This window comes from Faecalicoccus sp. (genome assembly GCF_036552745.1).
Classification (GTDB): Bacteria; Bacillota_I; Bacilli_A; order Erysipelotrichales; family Erysipelotrichaceae; genus Faecalicoccus.
In genome coordinates this window covers 1-25,752 of the sequence record NZ_JAXKBY010000074.1, presented here as the reverse complement: position 1 = coordinate 25,752, position 25,752 = coordinate 1, and the positions used below count along the sequence as shown (strand labels likewise).

Below are 25,752 nucleotides of genomic sequence, written 5' to 3'. Positions count from 1 at the left end.
TTTGGTTATGCACGTCAAGATCGTAAGGCAAAACCTCGTCAGCCGATTTCGGCAAAGCTGGTTGCCAGTCTTTTGGAAAGAGCCGGAGCTACGCGTGTCGTGACAGTCGATCTGCATGCCAATCAGATTCAGGGATTCTTCGATATCCCGGCGGATGACATCACAAGTATGGGTTTGATCGGAGATTATTTTAACCACAAGGAAGGCTTAGGTGAAGTGGTTGTCGTAAGTCCGGATCATGGAGGAACAGTCAGAGCCCGTAATTTGGCTGATATTTTAGGTGCGCCGGTGGCAATCATCGATAAACGTCGTCCAAAACCAAATGTGGCAGTTGCGATGAACTTGTTGGGAGATGTCAAAGATAAAACAGCGATCTTGATCGATGATATGGTCGATACGGCAGGAACGCTTGTTTCCGGTGTGGAAATGTTGAAAAAACAGGGTGCCAGGGAAGTGTATGCGGCTTGCAGCCATGGTGTTTTATCCGGGCCGGCTGTAGAACGCTTGAAAAACAGTGGATTGAAAGAATTTGTTTGTACGGATACGATCGATCAGACGGAAAACCAGAAAAATCTTCCGAACCTGGTTGTATTGTCAATTGCACCGTTGATTGCCGCCTTGATTCATGCGGTGGAAACGAACTCTTCGCTAAGTGTAGCCCTGTCACATGCTTTTGAATAATGAAGACGTTATTTATAGGATATCCTAAATGTTCCACATGTCAGAAAGCGTATAAGGTATTGGAAGAGCTTGGCATTCATGCCGAGTATCGTAACATCAAAGAAGAAAATCCAACCAAAGAAGAGATTCAGTCATGGATCGACCAGGGTGTTGCGCTTTCCAAGCTTTTTAATACCAGCGGCATGTTGTATAGAGAATTAAATCTCAAGGAAAAACGAAAGACATATTCTGACCAACAGTTGGTGGAGCTTTTGGCAACCGATGGTATGTTGGTTAAAAGACCGATCGTTATACAGGGCAATACGATCATTGTCGGTAAAAAAGAAGACGAATATGCTCGTTTGGAAAAAGACTAAAGACTGATCCCGAAGATGTGTGGTCCTCGGGATTTTTCTTGTTTATTGAATACTGTATAATGGGTAGGACAAAAGGGGGTCTTTATGCGAATTCGAATCGGAACCAGAAAATCAAAGCTTGCGATCTTACAGACAAAGCTTGTAATCGATCAAATCAAAGGGATAGAACCGGATGCGAAGACAGAAATTGTAATGATGACGACCAAAGGTGATAAAGATCGCCAAACACCGCTCTATGCGATGGGATCAACCGGTGTATTTGTTAAGGATATTGAACAGGCGCTATTGGATAGAAGTATTGATATGGCGGTTCATTCTTTAAAGGATGTCAGTTCTGTCATGGATGAGCGTTTAATGTTGTTGCCGTTTATGGTGTTTGAAGATAAAAGGGATTGTTTGATCACTAAAGAACATAAAACATTGGATACGTTAAAATCCAATGCGATATTGGCCACCGGCAGTATGCGAAGAATGGCTTGTATTCATCGTGTTCGACCGGATATTCAGTTTGTATCGATTCGCGGGAATGTGAATACACGCCTTGAAAAGCTGCAAACGGAAAATATCGATGGATTGGTGCTGGCAACTGCCGGCTTAAAAAGACTGCATTTAGAATCCTATATCGATGAGATCTTTTCCCCGGATGTGATTGTACCGGCCTGCGGGCAGGGAACGATTGCGGTGCAGATTCGTAAGGAAGACTATCCTCTTTTCGAAACATGGGTAAAACCATCGATTGCTCTGCAGGAAGTACAGATTGAAAGAGAATTCCTGGCTTTATGTAAAGCCGGCTGTCATTATCCGGTAGGATGTATGGCGACTATTAAAGAGAATACAGTCGATGTCTATGCTTGTTTGGGGACAACGATCGAAGATACAGCCTTTGTTCATGAAACATATTCTGTCAAAGAGTTGGATCAGGTGGCTGGAAAAATCTATCGAAAAGTAGGTGAGAAACGAAGATGATCTGGTTTGTAGGAGCCGGATGTTATCATCCGGATATGTTGACCATAGGGGCTAAAAAGCTTTTGGAACAGGCGGATTGTGTATTGTATGATCATTTGGTCAATATTGAGTTTTTAGAATATACCAAAGAAGAATGTGAATGTATCTGTGTAGGAAAACGCGGACATCATGCTTCTTTTTTACAGGAAGATATCTTTACATTACTGGTGAAAAAAGATCAGGAATATTCACAAGTAGTTCGTTTAAAAGGTGGTGATCCGTTTCTGTTTGCCAGAGGCAGCGAGGAAATGCGCTATGTTTTAGAACATGGATGCGATTGCCAATATGTACCGGGCATCAGCAGTGCGATTGGGGCTTTGGGGTATGCCGGCATACCGGTGACACAGCGCCATACGGCTACCGGTTTTATCGTACATACGATGCATTATCAAGATGGAAAAGATCATTTGAATTATGATGCGATTGCCCATGAAAAGAATACCCAAATCTTTTTTATGGGATCGCACAAGATCAGGCATTTAGTGCAGGAGTGTCTTCAACATGGAATGAAAGAGGATACACCGATTGCACTGGGTTCGCATTTAACTTATCCGCATCAAAAGATGTTGTGTTCAACATTAAAAGAAATCCTTCACCAAGATTTAAGCAGCTTTGATGCACCTTTATTGATCGTGATCGGTGATGTGGTCAAAGAACAGTCTTTGCTTAATAACACATCCAGACTGTCCTGCTTTTCAAAACAAGTTTTGTTTTGTAGCGTGGATACGACACCATGGCCTATCGATGATTTATTGTTGAAAAAAGGAATCTTTACGCATGTTCGGCAAGTGGCGCAACCTATCTATGAATATGATCCGGATTGGAATCCGGAAAATTATGATATTCTTGTATTCAGTTCTCGGCATGCTGTAAAAGGTTTTTTTGAAGCTTTGAAAGAAAAAAGAATCGATGTACGTTCTTTATCGCAAAAGCTGTATTGTATCGGCCAAAAGACAATGGAAGAACTGGAGGAAAAAGGAGTATTTTGTCAAAAGGTATTTTCCTGTTATCAAGAGTTGATGGAACAGGTCAAAGAACCGGAAAGAATTTGTTACATCAAGGCTAAAGAGGTCGAAACAAAACTTCCTTCTTTTAGCTGTTATAGAATGGAAGAAAAGAAATTTCATCTGCCTGCTCACCCATTTGATGCGATAGCCGTGACTTGTCCGCAAGCCTTGGAAATTTTGGGCAAAAGAGGTGTAGATAAACATATACCGGTTTTCTGCTTTGGACATAAATCTAAGGATAAGGCAAAGGAGCTGGGCTTTTCATCCATTCATGTCTGCCCTTCTTCTAAAGAAGCTATCGTTCAGGAAATTGTATCGTATTTTGAGGTATAATATGCGTATTTGTTTGGATATTGAATTTGAAAAAGAAATTGTCTGTATCTTAGGTGGTGGAAAGCTGGCTTTGCGAAAGGCAAAACAGTTTTTAGAAGCCGGTTCGATCATTTATATCAGTGCATTGGCTTATGAAAAAGAATTTGATGCTTTACCGGTGCATAAAGTGAATCGCAATCAACTGCATCAGGCTTTAAAAGAGGCCAAACTGGCTGTTGCCTGTACCGATGATGAACAGGAAAACCGAGCGTTTTTAAAATTGGCAAAAACGCATAAAGTATTGACGATGGCTGCTCGAAAAGAGCAGGGACAGGATACGTTGAGTTTAACGCAGCTTCGCTTGCCGCAGATGGTGCTGGCCAGTTCTACACAGGGAGCCTTTCCAGTGGCGAATCGCTATCTTTTGCAGGACTGGCAAAGAAGGCTTTCTATCTTAGGGATGATTCGCGAAAAGCTAAGTGATCATTTACTATGTAAAGCTTTATTGAACGTAACCGAAGAACAGTTGTTCTTTTTACAGGAGTCTTTGCAGCATGGTCGTGCCATTGTTTATTTGTTACATGGAAATGGGTCATTTAAAGCGCACAGGCAGTGTGAGAATCTGGTACGGTCGGCCAAAGAAAAATGGAATCATTATGCAGTGACTACTTTCTTTCTGGCCAAGAAATATAAGAATATGGATTTAGAAACATGGTGTGCCATCTTAAAAGATCTAAATATTCAAACCCATTTTGTACTTCTATTCTGGCAAAGAGGAAGCTATGTGAATCAGGCTGAAAAGATCTTAACATCGTATTCGTTTTCAAAACAATGCATCTTTTTGCAGCCACAGACATTGGTAAAAGGAAATCAAGACTACATTCTTCATATTCAGTCTGAAAAAGTGAAAAAAGACAGTGTAGTTTTGAGTATTCTGGATTCACCGTATATGCGAGAACTGTATCCGGATCATCGTTTTATCGCTGCTTTTGATCAGGAAAAACAAATAGAAAGGATCGTTCATGAAACCAATCCAACTGTTTAGTCGCACAGCTTTATTTCTGGCCTTAATGATCCTATCAGCCTATTTACAAATTACTTTGCCTACTCCCTTTTTTTCCATGCATATTACCATGCAGCTGTTTACCAGTATCGTATGTGGTTTCTGTTTACCGGTTTCCTACAGTGCGCTATGTATAGGCGTCTATATCTTGATTGGATTGGCCGGCCTTCCGGTATTTGCCAGTGGCGGTGGAATTCAGTATTTGATGAAGCCTACATTCGGTTTTGTACTAGGATTCCTTTTTTGTACCATAGCCTGTTCGTATTTTCGACAAAGAAAAAATCCGACAAGTCAGAAAGATTATTTTCTAATAGGTCTTATCGGATTGTTTCTGTTTTACTTGATTGGAAATGTTTACTATTACTTTTCATTTCCGATATTGATGCAGACAAGAATTCCTTTATGGCTTTCCTTGTTTAATGGCGTAGTCGTATCGATCCTACCTGATCTTTGTATCTGTTTTTTTGCCTGTCGTGTTTCAAAAGCTTTACAAGTACTTATCTAATAACGCCTGCCACTGGTCGGCGTTTTCTTTTTGCCACTTATCAAATGTACTGTTTGCCTGTGAGACCATTTGTCCAAGCTCGGTAAAGAAAGGAAGAATATCTGTCTGAAGGATAACGCCGGCTTCCTTACCAAAACAAGTATCTGTCAATGTGGCATTCCCATGAATACTCATTTTAAAGGCAGGGTATGGCTTTTTGTCAATGACTTTTGTGAAACCTTGTAAACCAATGGAGCCAACCTGGTTCGTACCACAGGAGCTTGGGCATCCGGAGATATAGATTCGTGGCAGCACATGGTCTTTAAACTGGTACGGACGCAAGTCTTGAATCAGCTGTTCTAAGACATGATTGGAATCACGCAAGCCTACCTGACATGTGGTGGCACCGATACAAGATACACTGGTTTCAAAGGTTGTTTTGGCACCATCGTTTGTGTGCTCTAAAACCATTTTTGCTTCTTCCATGGTTAAGTTGACGATATACATATCTTCCTGTGGGGTCAAGCGAATTTCCACATCATCCATATCCTTTAAAACTTCATAAAGCTCCTGCCATTTGGCAGCCGATACGTTTCCGCAGATAGGATGATAATACACCGCATATAAGCCCTTTTGTTTCTGTGCCAGTACACGATCTGGAAGCTCATTGGCAAAAGGACCTGTTTTTTGGATTTCACAAGGGGTAATGACAACGTCATGCTCCAGATATTTTTTGGCCAGTTTTACTTTTTCCTTGAATTCTTCCTGAAGTCTTTCTACGCCTAAGGTTTCCTGCATATAGCGTGATCTTGCCTTGGCACGGTTGGTATAGTTGCCATGTTCCATAAACATCAAAACCATGGTATTGACATAATATAAGATATCTTTTGGATTAACGTGGCTGCCTACCTGTACACCCATCTTCGGATTGTTTCCCAGTCCTCCGCAACAATAGACATCAAAGGTATGATCGTCATTGGCGATAAAGCCCAGATCACGGAAATTGGCATGCACTTCATTGGCTTCTGAATTTGAGAACGCGACCTTTAATTTTCGGGGTAGTGAGTATTTATTGATAATCTTCAATAAATATTCCCCGGCTGCTTTGGCATAAGGGTAAACATCAAAAGCTTCCTTTGGATCAATACCGGATAAAGGTGAACACATTACATTACGTGGATAATCACCGCCTCCACCGCGGATCACGATATTATTTTCCAAAGCTTCTTTCATGATGGCTGTTAGATCTTCCGGTTTTAAATCGTGAAATTGTACGGTTTGACAAGTCGTACAATGCGTTCTTTGCACCTGATGTTTTTGGCATTGATCAACGATAAAGGCCAGTTTTTCTTTGGTGATGCGCCCCTGGTTCATGCGAAGACGTAACATAAACGCTTCACCACCACGTTGGGCATAGGAACCAAATCCGCCACTATAGCCTTTATAATCTTTTACAGACATTTCTTTATGGTAGAAAAGCTGTGTCCTTTTTTCAAATTCAGGAAGTTCCTGAAGCAGTTCCTGTTGTAAAGTATCCATACGTTCCTCCCTTTTTCAACTATTTTTATTTTAACATAGACGCAAAGCTTTCTGTATGAAAAGCTTGTGTTTTGATAAGCTGACCATTCTATGATAAAATAGAGTGGTCAGTTAGGAGGGCTCTATGAAACAAGAGGCAAGATATCATCGATTGGCGGTAGAGATTGCCAATCAGATTGCGGAAGGAAAATATACGATCAATGATAAGATTCGCTCCCGTTCCACGATTGCATCCTCTTTTCAGGTATCGGCCGAAACAGCTCGTAAGGCTTTGCAGGTTTTGGTGGAATCGAATGTGATCGAAGCAAGAGCCGGCAGTGGTTTTTACGTGGCATCCATTGAGCATGCCCAGCAATTTGTCGATCTCTACAGTAAAACAAGATCGATTCGTGAGCTTCGTCAGGATATGCTGGCATCGATTCTAAGGCAGAAACAAGAGCTGGAACACTTTGATAAGATCATCAGGGAATTAGAGGAGCATACGAAAAATACTCCACAGGAATTAGCATTTTCTCCTTATAAATGCACGGTTCCTCAAGGTTGTATTCATATAGGAAAGCAGTTGCAGGAGCTGCAGATATGGCAAAGGACACATGCGACGATCGTTGCGATTGTTCATGAAGGCGACTATATCGTTTCTCCCGGTCCTTTTGCCCGTATTAATCAACACGATGTTTTGTATTTTGTAGGCGATTTTTCCAGTAAGGAAGCGATGCATCGTCTATTAATGGAAGGAGGCACGAATTGAAAAAAGAAAGTATTCAGGTTGCACTTGCGTATGTAGGCGTTCTGGTAGGAGCCGGATTATCTTCCGGGCAGGACTTACTGCAGTATTTTTTAAGCTTTGGTTTTCCAGGGGTGATAGGTGTAATCGCCCTGGGTGTTTTAAATATCATTTTCGGAAAAATCTTACTGACGTTGGGATGTTATTATCAGTCTAAGAATCATCAGGAGGTATTAAAGAAAATTTCCTCACCCATCGTGAATAAGATTATTGATTTGACATTAATTATCGCCAGTTTTGTGATCGGTTTTGTCATGGTGGCCGGTGCCGGCGCCAATCTGGAACAACAGTTTGCCATTCCAGCCTGGGCAGGATCGGCTCTTTGCAGCATTTTGATCTTACTGACGGCATTTTTAGATTTTGATAAGATCACAAAAGTATTAGGAATTTTTACGCCTGTGATGATCGTATTACTGGCGTTGATCATGATCTACACTTTATGGACCAGACCATTGGATATGATGTACTATCATCAACACGCTCTACACATCCAGTCTGCTTTACCAAACTTATGGATGTCGGTATTAAATTATTTTTCCTTATGCGTGATTACCGGTGTCTCCATGGCTTTTGTACTGGGCGGCTCACTTGTTCGCATCGGAGTGGCAGAAAAAGGCGGCTTGTTAGGAGGTGCATTGGTTGGCTTGATCTTATTGAGTGCCTCTATCAGTCTTTATTTTCATATCGATGTCGTTTCTCAATCCGAGATTCCTATGTTGATGATCGTTAAGCAGATCCATCCGTGGTTGGCTACGATCTATGCCTTTATGATTTTTGGCTTGATCTTTAATACCGCCTTTTCTCTTTATTATTCTTTGGCAAAACGTTTTTTTAATCATTCGGTAAAGAAGACAAGAATCTGTCTTTTTATCATTGTAATCCTAGGCTATCTTTGCAGCTTTGTGGGATTTAAAGAACTGATTGGATATATGTATCCTATTTTAGGCTATGTTGGATTTGTTTTGATTGCCAGTGTATTATGGGCCTGGATTCGTCATAAAGAGGATGTCAGTGTGGAAAAAAGACGTCGACGAAAGATCATATCTTTATTGAACAAAAAACAGGATCGTAAACAATATTATTCACAGAAGGATAAAGATCTTTTGATGATGTTGGATCAAAACTCATCCGTGAAACAAGAAGATGTACTGCGCTATTTAAAAAGTGCTCAAATGAGCGAATAAAAAGATCGAATGTTTGGATTCGATCTAAAAAAGCGATAAGAAATTTTTCTCGATTTGTATACAAACCTCTTTTTCGGGCAGTCCTTTGATTTCGGCAACCTTTTGAGCAACATACTTTACATACATGGGTTCGTTTTGTTTGCCTCGATGTGGAACTGGTGTCAAATACGGAGAATCTGTTTCCGTTAACAACCGATCTAGAGGACATGTCTGTACACATTCTGGGGCATGACGGGCATTTTTAAAGGTCAACGGCCCCGCAAAGGAAATCAGAGAATCCATTTTCAGGCATTCGTTCATCGTTTCTTTGGTTCCACTGAAACAATGGAAGATGATTTTTGTCTTTGCGTATTGTCTAAGTATATCCAGACAATCTTTGGTTGATTCACGCATGTGAATAGAAATGGGAAGTTTTGTGGCATTGGCAATCTCAATTTGGCGAATAAAAAGTTCCTTTTGAAGATCATTAAAGGAAGTATCCCAATAGTAGTCCAATCCAATTTCACCTAAACAATCGATCTGACCGGCAAAGGCAATGTCTTTTAACTGTTCTAATTTTGATGAATCGATTTCCTTGGCATCACCTGGAAACCAACCAAAGGCCACTTTAAATCGAGAGTCTCTCTCTTTGAGCTTTAAAGCGCGTTTAAATTCTTCTATATTGGTGCACATGATCATACAATGAGATAACTCGTTCATATTTTGAATGACTTCATCAATTCGAGTATATAAATCATCACAGGTGATGTGCGCATGACTGTCTGTGTACATAGTGTTTCTCCTTGTCTTTACGTATAATTGTGAACAAAATAAAAGAAGAAATCAAGTCTAGTGTTTTAGGATGATTGACAATAATTTTGAGTTTTGATAAACTTTGCTCAAGATGAATAGCACAGAAGACCCGAGTCGAAGTTGCTGCGGGATGAATAAATAGAGAAGATAAAGACATATTCTGGAAACAGATTATGTCTTTTTGTGCTTTTTTGGAGGAGTAGTAATGATTTTTGCGTTATTGTTACAGATTATATTGATTTGCGTCAATGCGGTTTTTGCCGGTGCGGAGATTGCGGTGGTGTCTATGAATGGTGCTACCTTGCAGGCAAGAGCCGAAGAAGGTAATCGCAAGGCAAAAGTTTTGATGCGTTTGGTGGAAAACCCATCACGCTTTTTGGCCACGATTCAGGTCGCAATCACTTTGGCCGGTTATTTAGGTAGTGCTTATGCGACAGATAGCTTTGCCGATCCATTAGTGGATTTGCTGCATTCATGGAATGTACCGATTTCGGAAGGAACATTGCGTTCTTTTTGTCCGCTGGTCATCACTTTGATCATGTCCTTTTTCTCCATTGTTTTTGGAGAACTTGTACCAAAGCGTATTGCCATGCAGAATAAAGAAAAGGTATCGTATGCCTTATCAGGAACACTTTCTTTTATTTCAAAGGCTTTTGCCCCTTTAGTTTGGTTGTTGACAAACAGTACAAACCTTGTGTTGCGTTTGTGCCGCATCGATCCGGAAGAGGAAGAGGAAGTTACCGAAGAAGAAATTCGTATGATGGTTTCGCAAAGCTTGTCACAGGGACAGATCGAACAAGATGAAAATGCGATGATTCAAAACATCTTTGATTTTAATGATGTGACATTGGATGAAATCTGTACACATCGAAAAGACGTAACAGGCTTGAATTTGGAAGATGATTTGGATGTTTGGGATGAAAAGATCAATCAAACCTCATATGACTGTTATCCGGTATATAAGGAAAGTCAGGATCAGATCATCGGCGTATTGGATGCCAAAAAATATTTGCGTATGGCTGATCGTACCAAAGAAGAAGTATTGAAGAAAACCGTATTGAAGCCTTTGTTTGTGTTGGAAGGCATGAAGGCTGATCATTTGTTGTTGAAGATGAAGCAGACAAAGACAACCTTTGCGATCGTGTTGGATGAGTACGGTGGATTTGTCGGGGTTGTCACGTTAAAAGATTTGCTTGTGCTGCTGGTTGAGGATCTGGAAGAAGAGGGCCAATCCAATGAATCAGAAGGCATCGTTTTACTGGAAGATCATACTTGGCGGATTCAAGGGGATGCGATGGTAGAAGATGTCAATAAGATTCTGGGCTTGCAGCTCAGTGATGAAGAGTATGATACCTTTAGTGGTTATGTCTTAGATGCTCTGGGAGGAACATTGCCTGACTCGAATGCGTGTTTTGATATCAAAACCGAAGATATGCTGATCAAAGCACGGATGGGTAACGATCATCGAGTAGAAGAAGCCATTGTGCAGATTCTTGAAAAAGAAGAACAAGAATAATCAAAGAGAAAACACCCTGTCTTTCTGAAACAAGTTTTATAGTAAGACAGGGATCTTTTTATTGTTTAAAAAAGTCGTTGTAACGGATGATAAGAAGGAAAAATAAAAAATCTCTGGTTATACCAAAGATTTATTGAGCAAGGTGAAATGTAAAAGAATTAGTATCTCCTCTGTATTTGGAAATGGAGTATTCAATGGGAGTTCCCTCGTCATCATAGCCATAGGAATGAAAATAAAATAATGGATTTCCTGTTTGAACTTGTAAAAGATCGGCTAAAGTTTCATCTGCGGTTGTCACTTCCAGATGACGAGTGATGGATGTAATAGGATGTCCGCTTTTTTTACATTGTTCATAGAAAGATTCTTTTGAAAAATCAATGGTGTCAAAATGGGAGAATAGTGCATACGGCATATAAGTTGTGACAAACACATTGGGAATATCATCAATCGAGCGAAGACGTACCAGTTTGAAAACCTGCTCGCAATGTAGCGCGCGTTTGACTTCATCGGATGCATCTTCTTTATAAAAGGCTAAAACCTGTGTTTGGCTGGTGTGTCCTTTCTGGTGCATTTCCGAATCAAAGCTGTTGATCCTTTGTGTAAAAGATTGATCGATTTTTGGAGGGCAGACAATCGTTCCTCTTTTTCTTTTTCTTTCTAAAATTCCCTGCTCTACTAAAAGCGAAATGGCCTGTCGTACAGTGGGACGGCTGACTTGATATTCTTTTGCCAGTATGGTTTCGGCAGGAATCGTATCTCCGATCGGATATACACCGGTTTTGATCTTATGTAAAAGGTCTTTTTGTATCTGTAAATAAATAGCGGACATAGTTAGACTCTCTTTCTATACATAATATAAACATTTTATGAAATTATGTCAATTTATATTGACATAAACTTTACATAATGATACATTTTCCTTGACATAGAAGGAGGATCTACATATGGATTCATCAAAATTGACAAAAGAATCATTGGCAAAATTATTTGATCATACGTTTTTAAAGGCGTATGCCACTAATGAAGATTTAAAAACTCTTTGTGATCAGGCAAAAACTATGAATACGGCTATGGTGGCTATCAACACCGCATGGACTGCCTTCTGCAAAAAGGAATTGGCCGGTACAGATGTGCATGTAGGGGCCGCTATCGGGTTTCCATTAGGACAGTGTGGATTAGAAACGAAGCTTTTTGAGTGTAAGTATGCGATTAAACAAGGCGCTGATGAAATCGATTATGTAATCGATGTAGGACAGGCAAAAATGCATAACTGGGACTATATCCGCGAAGAAATGGAAAAGATGACAGCAATTTGTAAAGAAAAGAATATCTTGATCAAAGTCATTTTTGAAAACTGTTATTTAGAAAAAGAAGAAATTAAAAAGTTAAGCGAGATTGCCAAAGAAGTGAAACCCGATTTCATTAAGACAAGTACAGGGTTTGGAACTGGTGGAGCAACCGTAGAAGATGTAAAACTGATGAAAGAAACCGTACAGGATGCTGTCCAAGTCAAAGCTGCCGGGGGAATTCGTGACTGGAAGACATGTAAGGCGATGATTGATGCCGGAGCCACTCGTATTGGAACTAGTTCCAGTATTCAGATTTTAAAAGAATTTGAAGAGGCCACAAAATGAAAAAGATTTTAGTGACAGGTGCCAATGGATATTTGGCAAGCTACATTCGAAAGGAAAACCAAGATGCGTTTGAATGGATCTTCATGACAAGAAAAGATGCAGATTTAAATGATCCGGAAAGTGTAGAAGCATTTTTAAAAACACAGGATTTTGAACTTTGTTTCCATACAGCAGCCAATGCGACAACGGCAGTCTGTGAAGAAAATCCGGAAATGGCACATCGCATCAATGTAGAATCCACGCAAAAAGTAATCGATGCCTGTAAAAGAAATAAGGCGCGGTTGATCTTTTGTGGAACAGAACAATCCTTTAATGGAAAAGAAGAGCATGGTCCGTTCAAAGAAGAAGATTCTTTAAAGGCTGTAACGGTATATGGACAAAATAAAATGGAATGCGAAAAGATGATTCAGGAGCAGTTAGAGGACTATATCATTTTACGTTATACATGGATGATGGGATTATCTTTTGATGGTATCAAAGCCAGTCCAAGCATCGTAAAGAATGTTATGAATGCTTTGTTGCATCAGAAGCCGACTTTATTTACATGTAACGAAAAACGAGGGATGACTTATGCCAAGTATTTGGCAAAGCAGTTCAAACAAATTTCAGAGTTGGAAACAGGCATTTATCATGTTGCCGCCAGCAATGATAAGACCACTTATGAAAGCGCTGTTTATATTGCCAAAGAATTAGGTGCCAGCCCGGAAGCTATTGAGAAATACATACTCCCAAATACAGAGAGATATAGCGATCGCTTTAGAGATTATCGTCTTGATGCATCAAAACTGGCATCTAAAGGAATTACATTTGGAACCTTTGAATCAAACGTGGATGAAATACTAAAAGATTTTGGATGGAAGTAAGGATGAATTCCGAGGGTATAATTTAAAACATATTGTGCTTGTATGTTTTAAGATGCATGTTATAATAGACATGTAAAAGGACAGGCCAACAAGAAGTCCTGGATTTTGGTTGTTCTATAAAGAAGCTACCTAAATTTTCCAAGTCACTCAGGTAGCTTTTTTATATGTCATTTACTACGATTGATTTCAATCAGAAGTATCACGACTATATGAAGCATCATTAACATTACATACAATGTTTCAAACGATGTCATAGCGATCACCTCATTTCGGCCGCTAAAAACAGGCCATGTATGTTAACGAGGTTTAACGCACCCCGGTCTAGCGACCAGGACTACCTGTGTTGATCTGTCCAGATTTATTTTAACATATATCCTATATATTAACTATGAATTAGAAATTCAATAGAATTAATCTCATAAAATACCCGTAATCAGTTTAGAGATTACGGGTTTTCTGTTTAATAGCGTCTTTTAAAACGTCCGGTAAGTTGGTTGAGTTGTTGATAAGCCTCTTCCAATTTTTGTTGTGCTTGTTTTAACTGTTCAGAATTGAAATTAGTACGGAATTTTTGATGCAATAGATTTCGACATTCCTTTTGTGCGGCTTTGTAATCTTTTTTAAGTTTTTTGTATTTCTTTGTCAAGTGGGAAGGAAGTACCTTAAATTCCGGATATGCCTGATAGATCCGTCGTAATAATAAGTTCTTATTTTGCAGCATCGCATGCACTTGTATTGAAATTTCTTCGGTATTATCTCCATCTGTTGTATCAATTTCCTTTTTGACAATATTCATTAAGAAATGAGAAATTGTATAATCAAAAAGCATACAAGCAAGAATAGCCCATGCGAATACTCCTAGAAGAAAAGGATTCCATGTTTCTATGAAATCAAAGTAGTGTGGTGCTATCCATTTCACAATAATTACAGAAGCAAGGCCAAATAAGATCAGGTTGCCGATCCATATCCTGCCGTTAAGATTCATAGGCTTGGAAGAATAATCCCACCATCGAGCATGGAACATTTTTTCCATATAGAAACTGGTCATATATTCAAGAAATCCACAAATCACAAAGCCTGCCATAAAAGTTTCGGCGTAGGTTCCTTCTCGGCCAATCAAACCACCAACCAGAATGGTTACACCGACCACACCAAAGCCGTAGATGGGACAATAAGGCCCAATTAAAAAGCCACGGTTGATGAAACGATGATATTGTATAAATTTTAAGGAAACTTCCATGATCCATCCAAGGATAGAAAAAATAAATGCCATAATTACAAACTCATAAAATAATGTCATATCTGCACCTTTCCTATTTGAAAACTATGTTTATTGTATCATGAATGGAAGTCTCCCTAAATGAAAGTTTTAAATTCATTAAAATTGTTTGTTTTGCATACTGTCATGATGGCTATGATGAAGCTGAAAAGAATGCGGATCATCATTTTCTATTAAATATATTACTGTATGTTTTAAAATCAAAAAACACTAGTAAGCGTTAGTGATGCCTGTTGATACAAAATTTGTTGATCCTTATGATCTTGATCGTGAAAGAAAAATATTTTGACATTCAAAATAAAAATTTTTATAATATAAACTATTGAAATATACCAGGGGTAGATTATATGACAATTAAAGATATAACATACGGTGGCTTATCAATTACTTTAATGGCAATTTGTTCCTGGATCTCTATTCCATTTGCTGTTCCTTTTACGATGCAGACCTTTGCGATCTTCTTCATTTGTTTTTTATTTGGTGCCAAAAGAGGTTCAATTTATGTATTCTGTTATATTTTATGTGGCTTGTTGGGAATGCCGGTGTTTTCTGGATTTCAAGGCGGAGTACACGTGATTTTTGGATTAACGGGCGGCTATATTGTCGGCTTTCTTTTGAGTGCTCTTCTTTTATGGGGTACACAACGGGTATGGAGTCCTTGTAAGAAGATCAGCCTTTTATTTGCTTTGATGGGTCTAGTCATTTGTTATGGATTTGGGACAACCTGGTTTTTGCTTGTCAGTCAGCAACAAGACTCGATTTTGACAATCGGCAGTGTTTTGATGACCTGTGTGGTTCCTTTTATTCTTCCGGATTGTATTAAACTTTTTCTGGCTTATCGATTGGCCGGTCGTTTACGATTCTATATTTCAGCATTATAGATTGTATCTACAGCTTACTTGTGCTATATTGTATCCGGTGATAGCATGAAGATGATCAGACGAGAGGATACTTTACGATAAACAACGAAAAACAGAACCGTTTTTTTTTGTGATGGAAGATTGTATTTTTAGTCTGATAGTCGATGCATAAACCAAGTTAAAACAAAATCTATGAAAACATTCGGTACTGTTTCAGTGCCGTTTTTTTATGCAAAGGGGGAATTTTATTATGTCTATGATTCAGGTAGAACATTTAAGTTTTTCGTATGACAGCCAACAGGAAATGTTGTTTGATGATGTCAGTTTTTCTATGGATACCGATTGGAAGCTGGGACTGGTGGGAAGAAACGGTCGCGGTAAAACAACGTTTTTATCGTTATTGATGAAGAAATATCCTTATCAAGGAAAGATTCATTCCTCTGTATCTTTTGATTATTTCCCTTTTGTCGTTGAGGATAAAGAACAATGGACGATCGATGTAGTGCGATCGATCTATCCCCTTGTCGAGGATTGGCAAATACAAAGAGAGCTTTCCTATCTGCAGGTAGAGGATGATGTTTTATGGAGGGAATTTTCTACTCTGTCCCAGGGAGAACAGACCAAAGTTTTATTAGCAATCCTATTCTTGAAGCCGGGTAACTTTTTATTGATTGATGAGCCCACCAATCATTTAGATGTCAAAGCCAGAGTCGTATTGATGAATTACCTGCAAAGAAAAAAAGGTTTTATTTTAGTATCACACGATCGAAAGGTTTTAGACGGTTGTGTCGATCATATTCTTGCGATCAATCGTCATACGATCGAGGTACAGTCCGGTAATTATTCTTCCTGGTTTGCTCGATTTGAAACACAACAGGAAAAGGAAATGCAGGAAGATAAACGATTACGCAAGGATATTCGTCGATTAAAATCTTCGGCCTTTCGTACTTCGATGTGGTCTGACAAAGTGGAGGCTTCCAAGATTGGGGCAGCCGATAAAGGATTTGTAGGGCATAAATCAGCTAAGATGATGAAACGAAGTAAAAATATCACAAAGCGACAACAGGCAGCGATCGAACAAAAGGAAGATCTCTTAAAAAACGTGGAAGAGATGGAAAACTTGCAGATGAAGCCTTTACCTCATCCTGCTTCTGTTCTGGTATCATTTGATGAAGTTTGTCCACTCTATGATGGTAGAATTGTTGGAAAACCACAAAGCTTTCAGATAGAAAAAGGACAACGTGTATTTTTGGATGGGAAAAACGGATGTGGAAAGAGCAGTTTATTGAAGCTGCTGGTGGATCTAAAAAGAAGTCATAACGGCAAGATTGATTGTGCATCGAATTTGATCGTATCGTATGTATCCCAAGATACATCATTTCTACAAGGAACATTGGCACAATATGCGAAACAGTATGGTATCGATGAAACTTTATATAAGACATTATTACGGAAAATGGGATTTGAGCGTTGGCTGTTTGATCAAGAGATTCAATCGTATTCTGATGGTCAGAAGAAAAAGGTCATGCTCGCAAGAAGTCTTTGTGAGCAGGCACATTTATATATATGGGATGAACCCTTGAACTTTATCGATATTTATACACGAATGCAGATTGAAAAGATGATCTTGTCAAGCCAGGCAACAATGTTGATCGTAGAACACGATATAGCGTTTCGCGAAAATGTAGCCACAAAAGTCGTAGTCCTTTGATCTTTCGTGTACAATAAGAACAGGTGGTTATATGTTAGCAAGTGAACGTTTTGAAAAAATAGTGGAGATCGTAAACCAGAAAGGCTTTATCAGCACAAAAGAATTATCCGTTGCGATGCAGGTGACGGAAACCACGATTCGCCGAGACTGTGAAGAACTGGAAAAACAAGGGCTGTTGTTAAGAGTGCATGGAGGGGCTAAAAGTGTTCGCCCGAAAGTGATCTTATCGACAAAAGATGAAAAGACGATGAAAGAGCGTAAAGAGTTCTTTTATGAAAAAGATATCGTCTGTAAGAAAGCTGCAACACTTGTCAAAGATGGCGATTGTATCTTTTTAGATGGAGGAACGAGCATTGGACCGATCCTTCCGTATATTCAAGATAAGAAAATCAAAATCGTTACGCATTCTCATTTGATCGTAGATGCGTTTTCCGGTACAGAATCGGAATTGTTTGTGATCGGTGGGCGTTATATTCCTGAATATGCCATGAGTGTGGGGCCGATTACGATCAGTGAACTGGATCGTTTTAACTTTGATTTGGCATTTTTGAGCTGTGCAGGTATCGATTTGGATCGTAAGCTGGTTTATACGGCTGAAATGGATACGATGGCTGTAAAACAAAAGGCCATGTCTTTATCGGCACAAAAGTATTTGCTGATCGACAGTTCAAAAATTGCTATCAGAGGTTTTTGCAGCTTTATTGACAGTGACGATTTTGATGCCATTATCTGTAACCAAAGCAGGAAACTGGATGTAGAAAGTTTACCGGAGAATTATATTCTTGTATAAAACGAACAAAAACGAAAAAATAAATACAAAAACAAACATCAAATGTTTACAAACAAAGAAAAGAATGCTAGAGTGAAATCAGGAGGAAAGCATTCTTTTTGAATGCATGAAAACGTATGAAACACCCAAATAAAAAAGCAAGTGAAATGAGTTTAAAGGAATTGGCTTCCTACATCGATTATTCGGTTTTAAAGCCTGAATTTACGGAAGATCAGATTGTCGAGTTGACAAAGGATGGTGTTGAGCTGGGTTGTGCAACGATCTGTATCAATCCAGGGTATATGGAACTTTGTAAACCATATGTTGAAGGGTCTGAAACAAAGCTTTGTCCGGTATGTGATTTTCCATTTGGAACAAGCTCTACAGAGTCTAAAGTAGCACAGGCTAAGATTTTGGTCGATCACTATGCCGATGTGATTGGAGAATTGGATATTGTGGCAAACTTTGGCTGGATTCGCAGTGGAAAATATGATGCGGTAACGCAGGATATCAAGGCTGTCGTGGATGTATGTCATGAAAAGAATATTCCGGTCAAGGTGATTTTTGAAACCGATGCCTTAAATGAAGAACAGGTTCGAAAAGCTTGCCATTGTGCAATGGATGCCAAAGCCGATTTTGTTAAGACAAGTACAGGGTTCCTGACTGGCTTTGAAGCCCATGGGGCCACACCGGAAATCATTAAAGTGATGCAGGAAGAAGTTGGCGATGCATGCAAAGTCAAAGGAAGTGGCTGCATTCGTACCAGAGAACATTTCTTACAGCTGATCGATATGGGTATCGATCGTATGGGAGTCGGTTATAAATCTGTACCGGTCGTATTGGATTTAAAGCGTTAAGGATAAAACAGTATAATGAAAAGATCGAGAACCATTTTGGATATCTCGATCTTTTTTCGTTATGCTAAAAAGCTAATCTCTTTGAAACAGACTTAAAATTTCATCTTTGGACATCTTCGATAAAGATCCATCATTGCCCTCGACAAAGGTATCGGCCAGATCTTTCTTTCGTTCCTGCATTTTGACAATCTTTTCCTCGATTGAATCTTTCATGATGAGTCGATACACTTGTACATTGGCATTCTGTCCGATACGGTGGGCTCTGTCGGTCGCCTGATTTTGTGCCGAGATATTCCACCAGGGATCAATATGGATCACGGCTTCAGCTGCCGTCAGATTCAATCCTGTACCACCGGCTTTTAAGGAGATCAGGAAGACTTGTGTGTTATCGGTTTGAAACGCATGAACTAATTGTCGTCTTTCTTCTTTTGATGTACTGCCGGTTAAAACATAGTGTGAAATCTGATTTTGTTCTAACTCTTGTGTTAATAAATCAATCAAAGAAGTAAATGCGGAAAACAATAAGACTTTTTTGTTGTGTTCGGTCAAGATTTGTACTAATTCAATACAAGCCTGTACTTTGGAAGAAGTCTTTTGTATATTGTCATATAAAAGTCTTGGATCACAACAAAGCTGTCGAAGTCTGGTCAAGGCTGCCAGGATCGCAATATGATCGATATGAGGCTCGTTCATTTTTGCCTGCAATTCTTTACTGGCCTGTGTTAAGTTGGCAAGGTATAGCTTTTGTTCTTCTTTTGAGAAATCAATCAAGTATTGATGATCCACTTTATCCGGCAATTCTTTCAATACTTCTTTTTTGGTTCGTCTTAAAATAAAGGGTGATATAAAAGAACGTAGTTTTTTGGTCACATCTTCGTTTTGATTTAGCACGATTGGACTTTCATACTGTGTTTTAAAATAATGATAAGAGAATAAATAGCCTGGCATCAAAAAGTCAAAGATCGACCAAAGTTCAGCCAATGAATTTTCAATAGGGGTACCACTTAAAGCCAATCGATGTCTGGAGTGCAGTTCCTTTACACTGGTGGCATTTTTTGTCTTCTGGTTTTTGATGTTCTGCGCTTCATCCAAGACTACATATTCAAAAGTGATATCCTGATATTCCTCAATATCTCTGCGTAAATAGTCATAAGAAGTGATGAGAATATCGTATTTGGAAATGTCATGAATTCTCTTCTTTCGCTGTTCTTTTGTACCCGTAATACTGATACAGGAAAGAGTGTCAGAAAAGCGGCGAATCTCATCTTCCCAGTTATAAATCAAAGAGGCCGGACAAACGATCAATGTGTGTTTCTCTTTATCTCGTATAGAGTCTAAAAGCGCAATGACTTGCAGAGTCTTTCCTAATCCCATCTCATCGGCAAGAATTCCATTTAAGTTGTATTGATACAACATTAAAAGCCATTCAACTCCTCTTTTCTGATAGTCTCTTAAAATGGATGCATAATGGGGATCGCATGCAATCTTAGATTTTCGTTCTTCAAAGCCTTGGATGTATTCTGTCAAAGAATCTTCTCTGTAAACTTGCAGGGACTCTGCATGATTCAGTCTTTCATTCATTCCCAAGGTTCGATAGAGTTCTAACTGCAGCTTACCATCCTTGATTTCATCTTCGTGAATATCAAAGTCCTGCATGAGTTCGTCAAACTCTTGCAATTGATCAGATTCCAGATGCAAGAGCTGTCCGTTTTTAAGCTTAAAATAACGTTTCTTACGATGATAAGCTTGTAAGATGTTAGGCACTTCATTGACATCAAAATCTGTGGATTCCAATTGAATCTCTAATAAACCGTTGTCAATGCGAATACCGGTTTGAAGATTATATTTTGTTCTTTTGCCCAGCTTTTTTAGTGCATCGCTGATATATACATCGCAATATTTCTGCAACTGTGTGATGCCTTGTTGAAGAAAGTCAAGGGTTCGCTCATCTTCCAATCCCATATAGATCGTATGTGTTTCCTGATCGATCCATGTCGCATAGTTTTCTAAAAACTTTTGAATGAGTTCGATTGTCCAGTCGAAGCTGATTTTTTCATTATATAAAAGTTCAATAGTATTTCCTTGTTCATCTTTCCCTGTCGCATGAAAAGAAACAGTTTCATTTTCATCCATGTCGCCATAGACGATGGGATGATGGATGTGAAGGGCATTGGATGCCGGCAGTAATTCTTGTCCCTCTGTGATCTGTAAATACTCTCTGGCTGGATCTAAAATATAGCGTTCAAAGTCATCGTATTCATCAAACGGAATATGAAGAGGATTTTCTGATAAAGCACTGAATAATGTGGCAATAGAGGACTGCGGACGGATCGCATAATGAATGATTTCAAAAGGGTTGTCCTGTAAAGCAAACATTTGATGATCATTGGTCAAAATGTGTTCTTCTTTATCCCATACTAAAGAAATTGTGTAATGCTTAGCTTCTTTTTTAATGTAGATCGGCATCACAAAAGATTCTTCTCGAATCGGAACATTTGGATCATCTTTAAACGCTGCATAAAAAGCCGGCAACAAAGAATGGATACGGATAAAACGTGAATTGTTATAACGATAATAGTATCGATCGTAATCCGGTGTCGCATAAGCCATGCGCATGAATTCGATGTATTTTTGTGCCTGTTGTGTAAAGACGTTGCGTGTATGAATGAAGCCTAGTTGTTTGCCGTATCTGTGATATTGTTCATTGTCGATCCAATGCAGAAAATCGGGAATGTTTTTGATCGTATATTGTTTTTGTGCACCGACGGTAAAACTCAATAAAAACGCATCAAAATCAAGAAAAGAAAATACCGGAAGAATATCGTATTGTTGCGTCTGCAGCTCCAGTTGGACCAGATGATCCTGATTGTCTTTTTGTTGGAGGATGAGATCCCGTGTTTTCTGATACGATTCTTCCATTTGAATTCTTTTCAGTTCCTCTTCAATTCTTTGACGACGAGCCAGATAATCTTCATTATAAAGAGAATAAGGAGATGCTTCTTTTTGTGAAGTATAAGGAAAATTCTGGATATCTACTTTTGTCAGATAGATCATCAACATACCGATATGGGCACAAATATGTTCATCATCAAAATACCATGGGCATTCGCAATGTGTAGAATATACGGAATGTAAAGGAACATTGATAAAAAAGTGGCAGACATTTTCATAAGAACTGACTTGTATTGTTCCCTCAACTTTATAGATGGCATTTTTTTCTAATTCATTGACGACGATTCGTTTTAAACATCCTTGTTTTAAATATCGTCTGGCAAGGGCTAAAGTGCGAGAATTCATGATTTTTAGATTCTCTTCTGTGATTAAGACCATTGAATCACCTCGATTCCTTTATTTTATCATGATTTTGGATGAATCGTCTTTGAATAGCTTGAAAGATAAAAAAAGCAGTTTTTTTAACTGCTTAGATCAACTGTGATTCGATTATTGTTTTCGCTAATGCGTTTCCGGCTGCCTGTACAGTATGTACGCAATGAAGTTTAGGATCATACCATGTTTTGCGTATGTTTCTACATTCCGTATCGTGAAGCTCTTCTTTAAAGTTACGAACACAAGCCTGGATGATTGGCCTAAAGGTATCCAGCTGATCATGTGCTTTTGTCTGAATGAGAAGCTAGGATAAAACGGCAGTGCAGCCAATTAAGGCGCCGCAAGTTAATCCGGTGTACATACCACTTCCAAAACAAGATAATAGTTTCATGGATTCTTCATCTAAACCAAGATGATAGTATTGATTGGCAGCACGAATGATCGTTTCGCTGCAGTTATAGTGTTCTTCCAGATAATAGTGATCGATCCATTCTTGTAAGTTCATCTTATTTTCCTTCTTTCATCAGTTCCTGGACAACGGGATCTTTAATTTGTACGTTTTCTTCTTTTAAGTGCTGAATCGTTGATGCGAATTGAGATAAATAAGCTTCATGGGCTAAAAGAAGCTGGTCTAAGACTTGTTTGGCACTTTCTCCGGATGGAATCAGAGGATTTAGTGCAAAAGCTTCCATAGCCATTCCATAATTTCCGGTAATGGCCGCGTTGATCGTACATTCTTCCATGGCCTTCATGCACTGTAGCCATCCTCTTTGCGCGCTTGGAAACTTGCCCCAGACGATTGGTGTGGCCCCTTTGCCATCGATGATTGAGCTGACTTCTACGATGGAATCTACCGGCAGTTCCGGAATGGCGCCTTTATTTTGCGTGCTTACGACCATATGAATCTTTTTGTTGTTGTAGATGGCATTGATGCATTCACAGGCAGCATCACTGTAATATGCTCCACCTCGCATGCTGAGTTCTTCAGGTTTATGATCCAGCTCTTTGTTTTTATAAAGCTCGAACAGTTTTTCTTCGGTATGCTTTACCTGCTGGCCGCGAGTACCGATCGTTTCATATTCCTCCAAACTATGCTTTAACATTTCTTCCTGGCGATAATAATAACGATGATAGCCACATGGAATCATCTTCATTTGTTCGATTTGTGCTCTAAAGAAAGGCACATTGTTGATATTGGCCGGTAAACCAATATCTTTTCCTTCAAATAAAGCATCGATGACTTTCTGTGTTAAGTCATTCCCCTGTTTATCATAAACTTTATGCCAGTGAAAATGATTGATTCCGGCAAACTGATATGTCAGATCTTTTGGGTCATAGCCAATGGCTTCCGGTTCTTTCATCATCGCAATAACAGGTACGTTACAAAGACCGATACATTTATTCCACTTTCCATATTTGATGACAGCTTCTGTCACCATGCCGCTTGGATTGGTAAAGTTGATCAACCAGGCACTGGGACAGACTTCTTTCATATCTTTGACAATATCCAGAATGACAGGAATCGTTCGAAATGCTTTGAAAATACCGCCGGCGCCATTGGTTTCCTGTCCCAACATGCCATAAGATAAAGGAATTCTCTCATCTTTAATGCGAGCTTCCAGAAATCCTACACGAAACTGTGTTGTCACAAAATCCGCATCTTTTAAGGCTTCTTTTCGATCCATACTGACATGGATTTGTACATCATGACCGGCTGCTTTCCACATACGTCTTGCCATATCGGCATCAATGTTGACTTTCTCCTGTCCATTTTCTACATCCACCAACCAAATTTCACGAATCGGAAGTTCGTTATATCGTCGAATAAATCCTTCCATCAATTCCGGTGTATAACTGCTGCCACCACCAATTGTTACAATCTTTAATCCCTTTTTCATTCTCTAGTCCTCCTTGCGAGTTCAATATATATCCATTACAAAATAAGAACAATAGACGAGAGAAGAGTAGATATTTTTTCCCTAAAATAATAAAAAAGTGTCAGAAAAATTGGAACTTTCTGAAACTTTTAGTCTAAACGATCATCCATAAAATCCATAGCTTGCCACACGTAGTTATGATTACGTTCTCGATCTAAATTATAAATACATCCAAAAAGGATATCCATTACATATTGTAAGGCAATATGACTGGCATATTGCGATATACGATCCTGCAGCTTTTCTGTATCACTTAAAGCCAGATGATATTTCACATACTGAGGATAGCTGTTACATCCGATACGAGAAATCAAGATAACAGGAACTTGTTTTTCATCTAATTTTTTAAGTATCGGAAGAATAAAAGATGCTTTTCCGGAATAGGATAAAATCAAAGCTACATGACTTTTATCAGATGCCAGAGCATATAAACGCTGTTCATAAAAAGATACAGGACAGTTTACTTCCTTTCCAATCGTGATCATCTGATCTTGAAAGTTTTTGGCAACATGCATATTATGCGCATGTGTATAAATATCGATTTTCTTTGCGTGAAATAATATAGAAGCCACATCCTGTAGAATAGAAGGCTCCAGACAAGCCATTGTATCACGCACACTTGTTTCATAGAGCTTGACAAGTTTTTCGGCAATATCCATAGGTGCATCGGATTTGATGAACGGATAATTTACATCGATATCATGTTGTGTCAGCTTATTGTTTGAGAGATCCTGAGAAAGTTGCACTTTGACATCATTAAAACCGGTGCATCCGATTTTTTTACAGAAACGATGAATGGCAGACTTGGAAAAATAAAGAGCGTTGCAGAGATCTTGTAGTGACATGTGGATCACATCCTGCGCATGCGTTAGAATATAGTATCCTATTTCGGTTTCTGCCGGTGTTAAGTGCTTACAAGCCTGTATGCGTTTTTCTAATGTCATAGCTGCCTCTTTTCTAAATCTTTTTATATCGTCATCTTATCATATCACTGGAAAAGATTGTGTAAAAAACAAATATTTGGACTACAATGTGCATAAGGAGACTAACGTTATGGATACAAAAGAAATAAGAGAACTCTTACAGAAAGTTCGAGAAATCGGAGAACCTTTAAAACAGGACAAAGAATTACAAGTACAATCAAAAAATGGAATTCAGGATCTTGTGACCGACATGGACAAGAATACCGAAAAGAAATTAAGAGAAGTATTACAAACATTTACACCGGGATGTACTTTCATTGGAGAAGAAGGAAATCAAGTCATCAGTGATTCCATGTGGATTATTGATCCTATTGATGGTACAACCAACTTCATCAATGCGCAGGAAGGGTATGCGATATGCTTAGCGTATGTAAAAGATAAACAACCCCTATTAGGAATCGTATATGATGCGGCAGAAGATACGATGTATTGGGCCTATAAAGGAAAAGGTGCTTTTATAAATAATGAGAAGGTAGAAAAAGAACTGCCAAAAAGACCATTATCACAATGCGTATGGGAAGCCAGCTTAAATACATTGTTGGTATTTCCAAAGTTGATTGATTTATTTCAACAGACAAGAGGACATCGTTCCCGTGGTTGTTGCAGCTTATCGGTGATTTCGACAGCTTTAGGGAAAACAGATTTTTATCTGACGGAGCAGGCTAAATGTTGGGACTATGCGGCAGCGGATGTATTCTTAAAGGAATGTCAGGGGATATCCTGGTGTAAAAAAGATTATTTCAGTTGTGAGCCCAATCTATACATAGCAGCTCATACCCAGGAAGTGATTGAAACAATAAAAGAATATT

Annotated in this window: 24 protein-coding genes; 16 read left to right on the top strand and 8 right to left on the bottom strand. The window is 39.0% G+C overall.

The genetic code is table 11. The features are described from left to right. From U0M88_RS03725 to U0M88_RS03700, 6 genes are all read left to right on the top strand, one after another. The coding region (locus U0M88_RS03725) for a ribose-phosphate diphosphokinase (protein WP_331868954.1) at positions 1–681 on the top strand (681 nt) is incomplete at its 5' end. Then, entirely contained in the window at positions 681–1,037 is a 357-nt protein-coding gene (locus U0M88_RS03720; RefSeq protein ID WP_195222245.1) for a Spx/MgsR family RNA polymerase-binding regulatory protein, read from the top strand. The genes U0M88_RS03725 and U0M88_RS03720, both read left to right, overlap by 1 nt. Before the next feature lie 84 nt (positions 1,038–1,121). Next, a complete protein-coding gene (hemC, locus tag U0M88_RS03715; protein WP_331868953.1) occupies positions 1,122–2,003 on the top strand; it encodes a hydroxymethylbilane synthase in 882 nt (293 codons plus the stop codon). Beyond that, complete coding sequence (gene cobA, locus U0M88_RS03710) at positions 2,000–3,382, top strand: uroporphyrinogen-III C-methyltransferase (protein ID WP_331868952.1); 1,383 nt, start codon at positions 2,000–2,002, stop codon at positions 3,380–3,382. Before hemC ends, cobA begins: the two co-directional genes overlap by 4 nt. 1 nt (position 3,383) lies before the next feature. Continuing rightward, complete coding sequence (locus U0M88_RS03705) at positions 3,384–4,406, top strand: precorrin-2 dehydrogenase/sirohydrochlorin ferrochelatase family protein (protein ID WP_331868951.1); 1,023 nt, start codon at positions 3,384–3,386, stop codon at positions 4,404–4,406. After that, complete coding sequence (locus U0M88_RS03700; RefSeq protein WP_331868950.1) at positions 4,384–4,929, top strand: biotin transporter BioY; 546 nt, start codon at positions 4,384–4,386, stop codon at positions 4,927–4,929. The genes U0M88_RS03705 and U0M88_RS03700 overlap by 23 nt, the downstream gene beginning before the upstream one ends. Here the strand turns inward: U0M88_RS03700 and U0M88_RS03695 are convergent. Next, positions 4,912–6,447, bottom strand: a complete 1,536-nt coding sequence (locus U0M88_RS03695) for a nitrite/sulfite reductase (RefSeq protein WP_331868949.1) — start codon at positions 6,445–6,447, stop codon at positions 4,912–4,914. The two genes, U0M88_RS03700 and U0M88_RS03695, sit on opposite strands and share 18 nt — an antisense overlap. 124 nt (positions 6,448–6,571) lie before the next feature. Between U0M88_RS03695 and U0M88_RS03690 the strand changes: the two genes are divergently transcribed. Together U0M88_RS03690 and U0M88_RS03685 are read left to right on the top strand one after the other, a co-directional pair. Further along, on the top strand, positions 6,572–7,195 hold the full coding sequence (locus U0M88_RS03690; protein ID WP_168966050.1) for a GntR family transcriptional regulator: 624 nt from the start codon (positions 6,572–6,574) through the stop codon (positions 7,193–7,195). After that, entirely contained in the window at positions 7,192–8,415 is a 1,224-nt protein-coding gene (locus U0M88_RS03685) for a YkvI family membrane protein (protein WP_331868948.1), read from the top strand. Before U0M88_RS03690 ends, U0M88_RS03685 begins: the two co-directional genes overlap by 4 nt. A gap of 24 nt (positions 8,416–8,439) precedes the next feature. On the opposite strand, the gene U0M88_RS03680 is transcribed toward U0M88_RS03685, so the two are convergent. Beyond that, entirely contained in the window at positions 8,440–9,186 is a 747-nt protein-coding gene (locus U0M88_RS03680; protein ID WP_331868947.1) for a TatD family hydrolase, read from the bottom strand. Positions 9,187–9,412: 226 nt separating this feature from the next. Between U0M88_RS03680 and U0M88_RS03675 the strand changes: the two genes are divergently transcribed. Beyond that, positions 9,413–10,723, top strand: coding sequence for a hemolysin family protein (locus U0M88_RS03675; RefSeq protein ID WP_117446947.1), 1,311 nt, complete (start codon positions 9,413–9,415; stop codon positions 10,721–10,723). Positions 10,724–10,853: 130 nt separating this feature from the next. Here the strand turns inward: U0M88_RS03675 and U0M88_RS03670 are convergent, their stop codons facing one another. Continuing rightward, positions 10,854–11,552: a GntR family transcriptional regulator gene (locus tag U0M88_RS03670; protein WP_168966042.1), complete on the bottom strand. Its 699-nt coding sequence runs from the start codon at positions 11,550–11,552 to the stop codon at positions 10,854–10,856. A gap of 115 nt (positions 11,553–11,667) precedes the next feature. Between U0M88_RS03670 and deoC (U0M88_RS03665) the strand changes: the two genes are divergently transcribed. Continuing rightward, complete coding sequence (deoC, locus tag U0M88_RS03665) at positions 11,668–12,357, top strand: deoxyribose-phosphate aldolase (protein WP_331868946.1); 690 nt, start codon at positions 11,668–11,670, stop codon at positions 12,355–12,357. Continuing rightward, positions 12,354–13,220, top strand: a complete 867-nt coding sequence (locus U0M88_RS03660; protein ID WP_331868945.1) for an SDR family oxidoreductase — start codon at positions 12,354–12,356, stop codon at positions 13,218–13,220. The genes deoC (U0M88_RS03665) and U0M88_RS03660 overlap by 4 nt, the downstream gene beginning before the upstream one ends. 460 nt (positions 13,221–13,680) lie before the next feature. Here U0M88_RS03660 and U0M88_RS03655 read toward each other — a convergent pair whose 3' ends face one another. Next, complete coding sequence (locus U0M88_RS03655) at positions 13,681–14,493, bottom strand: putative ABC transporter permease (protein WP_272002649.1); 813 nt, start codon at positions 14,491–14,493, stop codon at positions 13,681–13,683. A gap of 353 nt (positions 14,494–14,846) precedes the next feature. Here U0M88_RS03655 and U0M88_RS03650 point away from each other — a divergent pair, with 353 nt between their 5' ends. From U0M88_RS03650 to deoC (U0M88_RS03635), 4 genes are all read left to right on the top strand, one after another. Further along, positions 14,847–15,380 (top strand): biotin transporter BioY, encoded by a 534-nt coding sequence (locus U0M88_RS03650; RefSeq protein WP_320802204.1) that lies wholly within the window; start codon positions 14,847–14,849, stop codon positions 15,378–15,380. Positions 15,381–15,609: 229 nt separating this feature from the next. Continuing rightward, positions 15,610–17,070, top strand: coding sequence for a ribosomal protection-like ABC-F family protein (gene abc-f / locus U0M88_RS03645; protein WP_331868944.1), 1,461 nt, complete (start codon positions 15,610–15,612; stop codon positions 17,068–17,070). A 31-nt stretch (positions 17,071–17,101) separates the two neighbouring features. Beyond that, entirely contained in the window at positions 17,102–17,860 is a 759-nt protein-coding gene (locus U0M88_RS03640; RefSeq protein WP_117446957.1) for a DeoR/GlpR family DNA-binding transcription regulator, read from the top strand. Between the two features lie 116 nt (positions 17,861–17,976). Further along, positions 17,977–18,696, top strand: a complete 720-nt coding sequence (gene deoC, locus U0M88_RS03635) for a deoxyribose-phosphate aldolase (RefSeq protein WP_294688757.1) — start codon at positions 17,977–17,979, stop codon at positions 18,694–18,696. Between the two features lie 72 nt (positions 18,697–18,768). Here deoC (U0M88_RS03635) and U0M88_RS03630 read toward each other — a convergent pair whose 3' ends face one another. From U0M88_RS03630 to U0M88_RS03615, 4 genes are all read right to left on the bottom strand, one after another. Beyond that, on the bottom strand, positions 18,769–22,026 hold the full coding sequence (locus tag U0M88_RS03630) for a DEAD/DEAH box helicase (protein WP_331868943.1): 3,258 nt from the start codon (positions 22,024–22,026) through the stop codon (positions 18,769–18,771). A 301-nt stretch (positions 22,027–22,327) separates the two neighbouring features. Then, positions 22,328–22,528 (bottom strand): C-GCAxxG-C-C family protein, encoded by a 201-nt coding sequence (locus tag U0M88_RS03625; RefSeq protein WP_117446960.1) that lies wholly within the window; start codon positions 22,526–22,528, stop codon positions 22,328–22,330. A gap of 1 nt (position 22,529) precedes the next feature. Continuing rightward, positions 22,530–23,921 (bottom strand): 6-phospho-beta-glucosidase, encoded by a 1,392-nt coding sequence (locus U0M88_RS03620; protein ID WP_303970331.1) that lies wholly within the window; start codon positions 23,919–23,921, stop codon positions 22,530–22,532. Positions 23,922–24,049: 128 nt separating this feature from the next. After that, complete coding sequence (locus tag U0M88_RS03615) at positions 24,050–24,904, bottom strand: MurR/RpiR family transcriptional regulator (protein ID WP_294688751.1); 855 nt, start codon at positions 24,902–24,904, stop codon at positions 24,050–24,052. 109 nt (positions 24,905–25,013) lie between these two features. Here U0M88_RS03615 and U0M88_RS03610 point away from each other — a divergent pair. Then, positions 25,014–25,752: inositol monophosphatase family protein (locus U0M88_RS03610; protein ID WP_331868942.1), on the top strand; the 739-nt coding region annotated here is incomplete at its 3' end.

Bases quoted from the DNA above. Each gene is read 5' to 3' on its own strand.
- U0M88_RS03720 (WP_195222245.1), top strand. From the start codon at position 681: ATGAAGACGTTATTTATAGGATATCCTAAATGTTCCACATGTCAGAAA.
- hemC (WP_331868953.1), top strand. From the start codon at position 1,122: ATGCGAATTCGAATCGGAACCAGAAAATCAAAGCTTGCGATCTTACAG.
- cobA (WP_331868952.1), top strand. From the start codon at position 2,000: ATGATCTGGTTTGTAGGAGCCGGATGTTATCATCCGGATATGTTGACC.
- U0M88_RS03705 (WP_331868951.1), top strand. From the start codon at position 3,384: ATGCGTATTTGTTTGGATATTGAATTTGAAAAAGAAATTGTCTGTATC.
- U0M88_RS03700 (WP_331868950.1), top strand. From the start codon at position 4,384: ATGAAACCAATCCAACTGTTTAGTCGCACAGCTTTATTTCTGGCCTTA.
- U0M88_RS03695 (WP_331868949.1), bottom strand. From the start codon at position 6,447: ATGGATACTTTACAACAGGAACTGCTTCAGGAACTTCCTGAATTTGAA.
- U0M88_RS03690 (WP_168966050.1), top strand. From the start codon at position 6,572: ATGAAACAAGAGGCAAGATATCATCGATTGGCGGTAGAGATTGCCAAT.
- U0M88_RS03680 (WP_331868947.1), bottom strand. From the start codon at position 9,186: ATGTACACAGACAGTCATGCGCACATCACCTGTGATGATTTATATACT.
- U0M88_RS03675 (WP_117446947.1), top strand. From the start codon at position 9,413: ATGATTTTTGCGTTATTGTTACAGATTATATTGATTTGCGTCAATGCG.
- U0M88_RS03670 (WP_168966042.1), bottom strand. From the start codon at position 11,552: ATGTCCGCTATTTATTTACAGATACAAAAAGACCTTTTACATAAGATC.
- deoC (WP_331868946.1), top strand. From the start codon at position 11,668: ATGGATTCATCAAAATTGACAAAAGAATCATTGGCAAAATTATTTGAT.
- U0M88_RS03660 (WP_331868945.1), top strand. From the start codon at position 12,354: ATGAAAAAGATTTTAGTGACAGGTGCCAATGGATATTTGGCAAGCTAC.
- U0M88_RS03655 (WP_272002649.1), bottom strand. From the start codon at position 14,493: ATGGCATTTATTTTTTCTATCCTTGGATGGATCATGGAAGTTTCCTTA.
- U0M88_RS03650 (WP_320802204.1), top strand. From the start codon at position 14,847: ATGACAATTAAAGATATAACATACGGTGGCTTATCAATTACTTTAATG.
- abc-f (WP_331868944.1), top strand. From the start codon at position 15,610: ATGTCTATGATTCAGGTAGAACATTTAAGTTTTTCGTATGACAGCCAA.
- U0M88_RS03640 (WP_117446957.1), top strand. From the start codon at position 17,102: ATGTTAGCAAGTGAACGTTTTGAAAAAATAGTGGAGATCGTAAACCAG.
- deoC (WP_294688757.1), top strand. From the start codon at position 17,977: ATGAAACACCCAAATAAAAAAGCAAGTGAAATGAGTTTAAAGGAATTG.
- U0M88_RS03630 (WP_331868943.1), bottom strand. From the start codon at position 22,026: ATGGTCTTAATCACAGAAGAGAATCTAAAAATCATGAATTCTCGCACT.
- U0M88_RS03625 (WP_117446960.1), bottom strand. From the start codon at position 22,528: ATGAACTTACAAGAATGGATCGATCACTATTATCTGGAAGAACACTAT.
- U0M88_RS03620 (WP_303970331.1), bottom strand. From the start codon at position 23,921: ATGAAAAAGGGATTAAAGATTGTAACAATTGGTGGTGGCAGCAGTTAT.
- U0M88_RS03615 (WP_294688751.1), bottom strand. From the start codon at position 24,904: ATGACATTAGAAAAACGCATACAGGCTTGTAAGCACTTAACACCGGCA.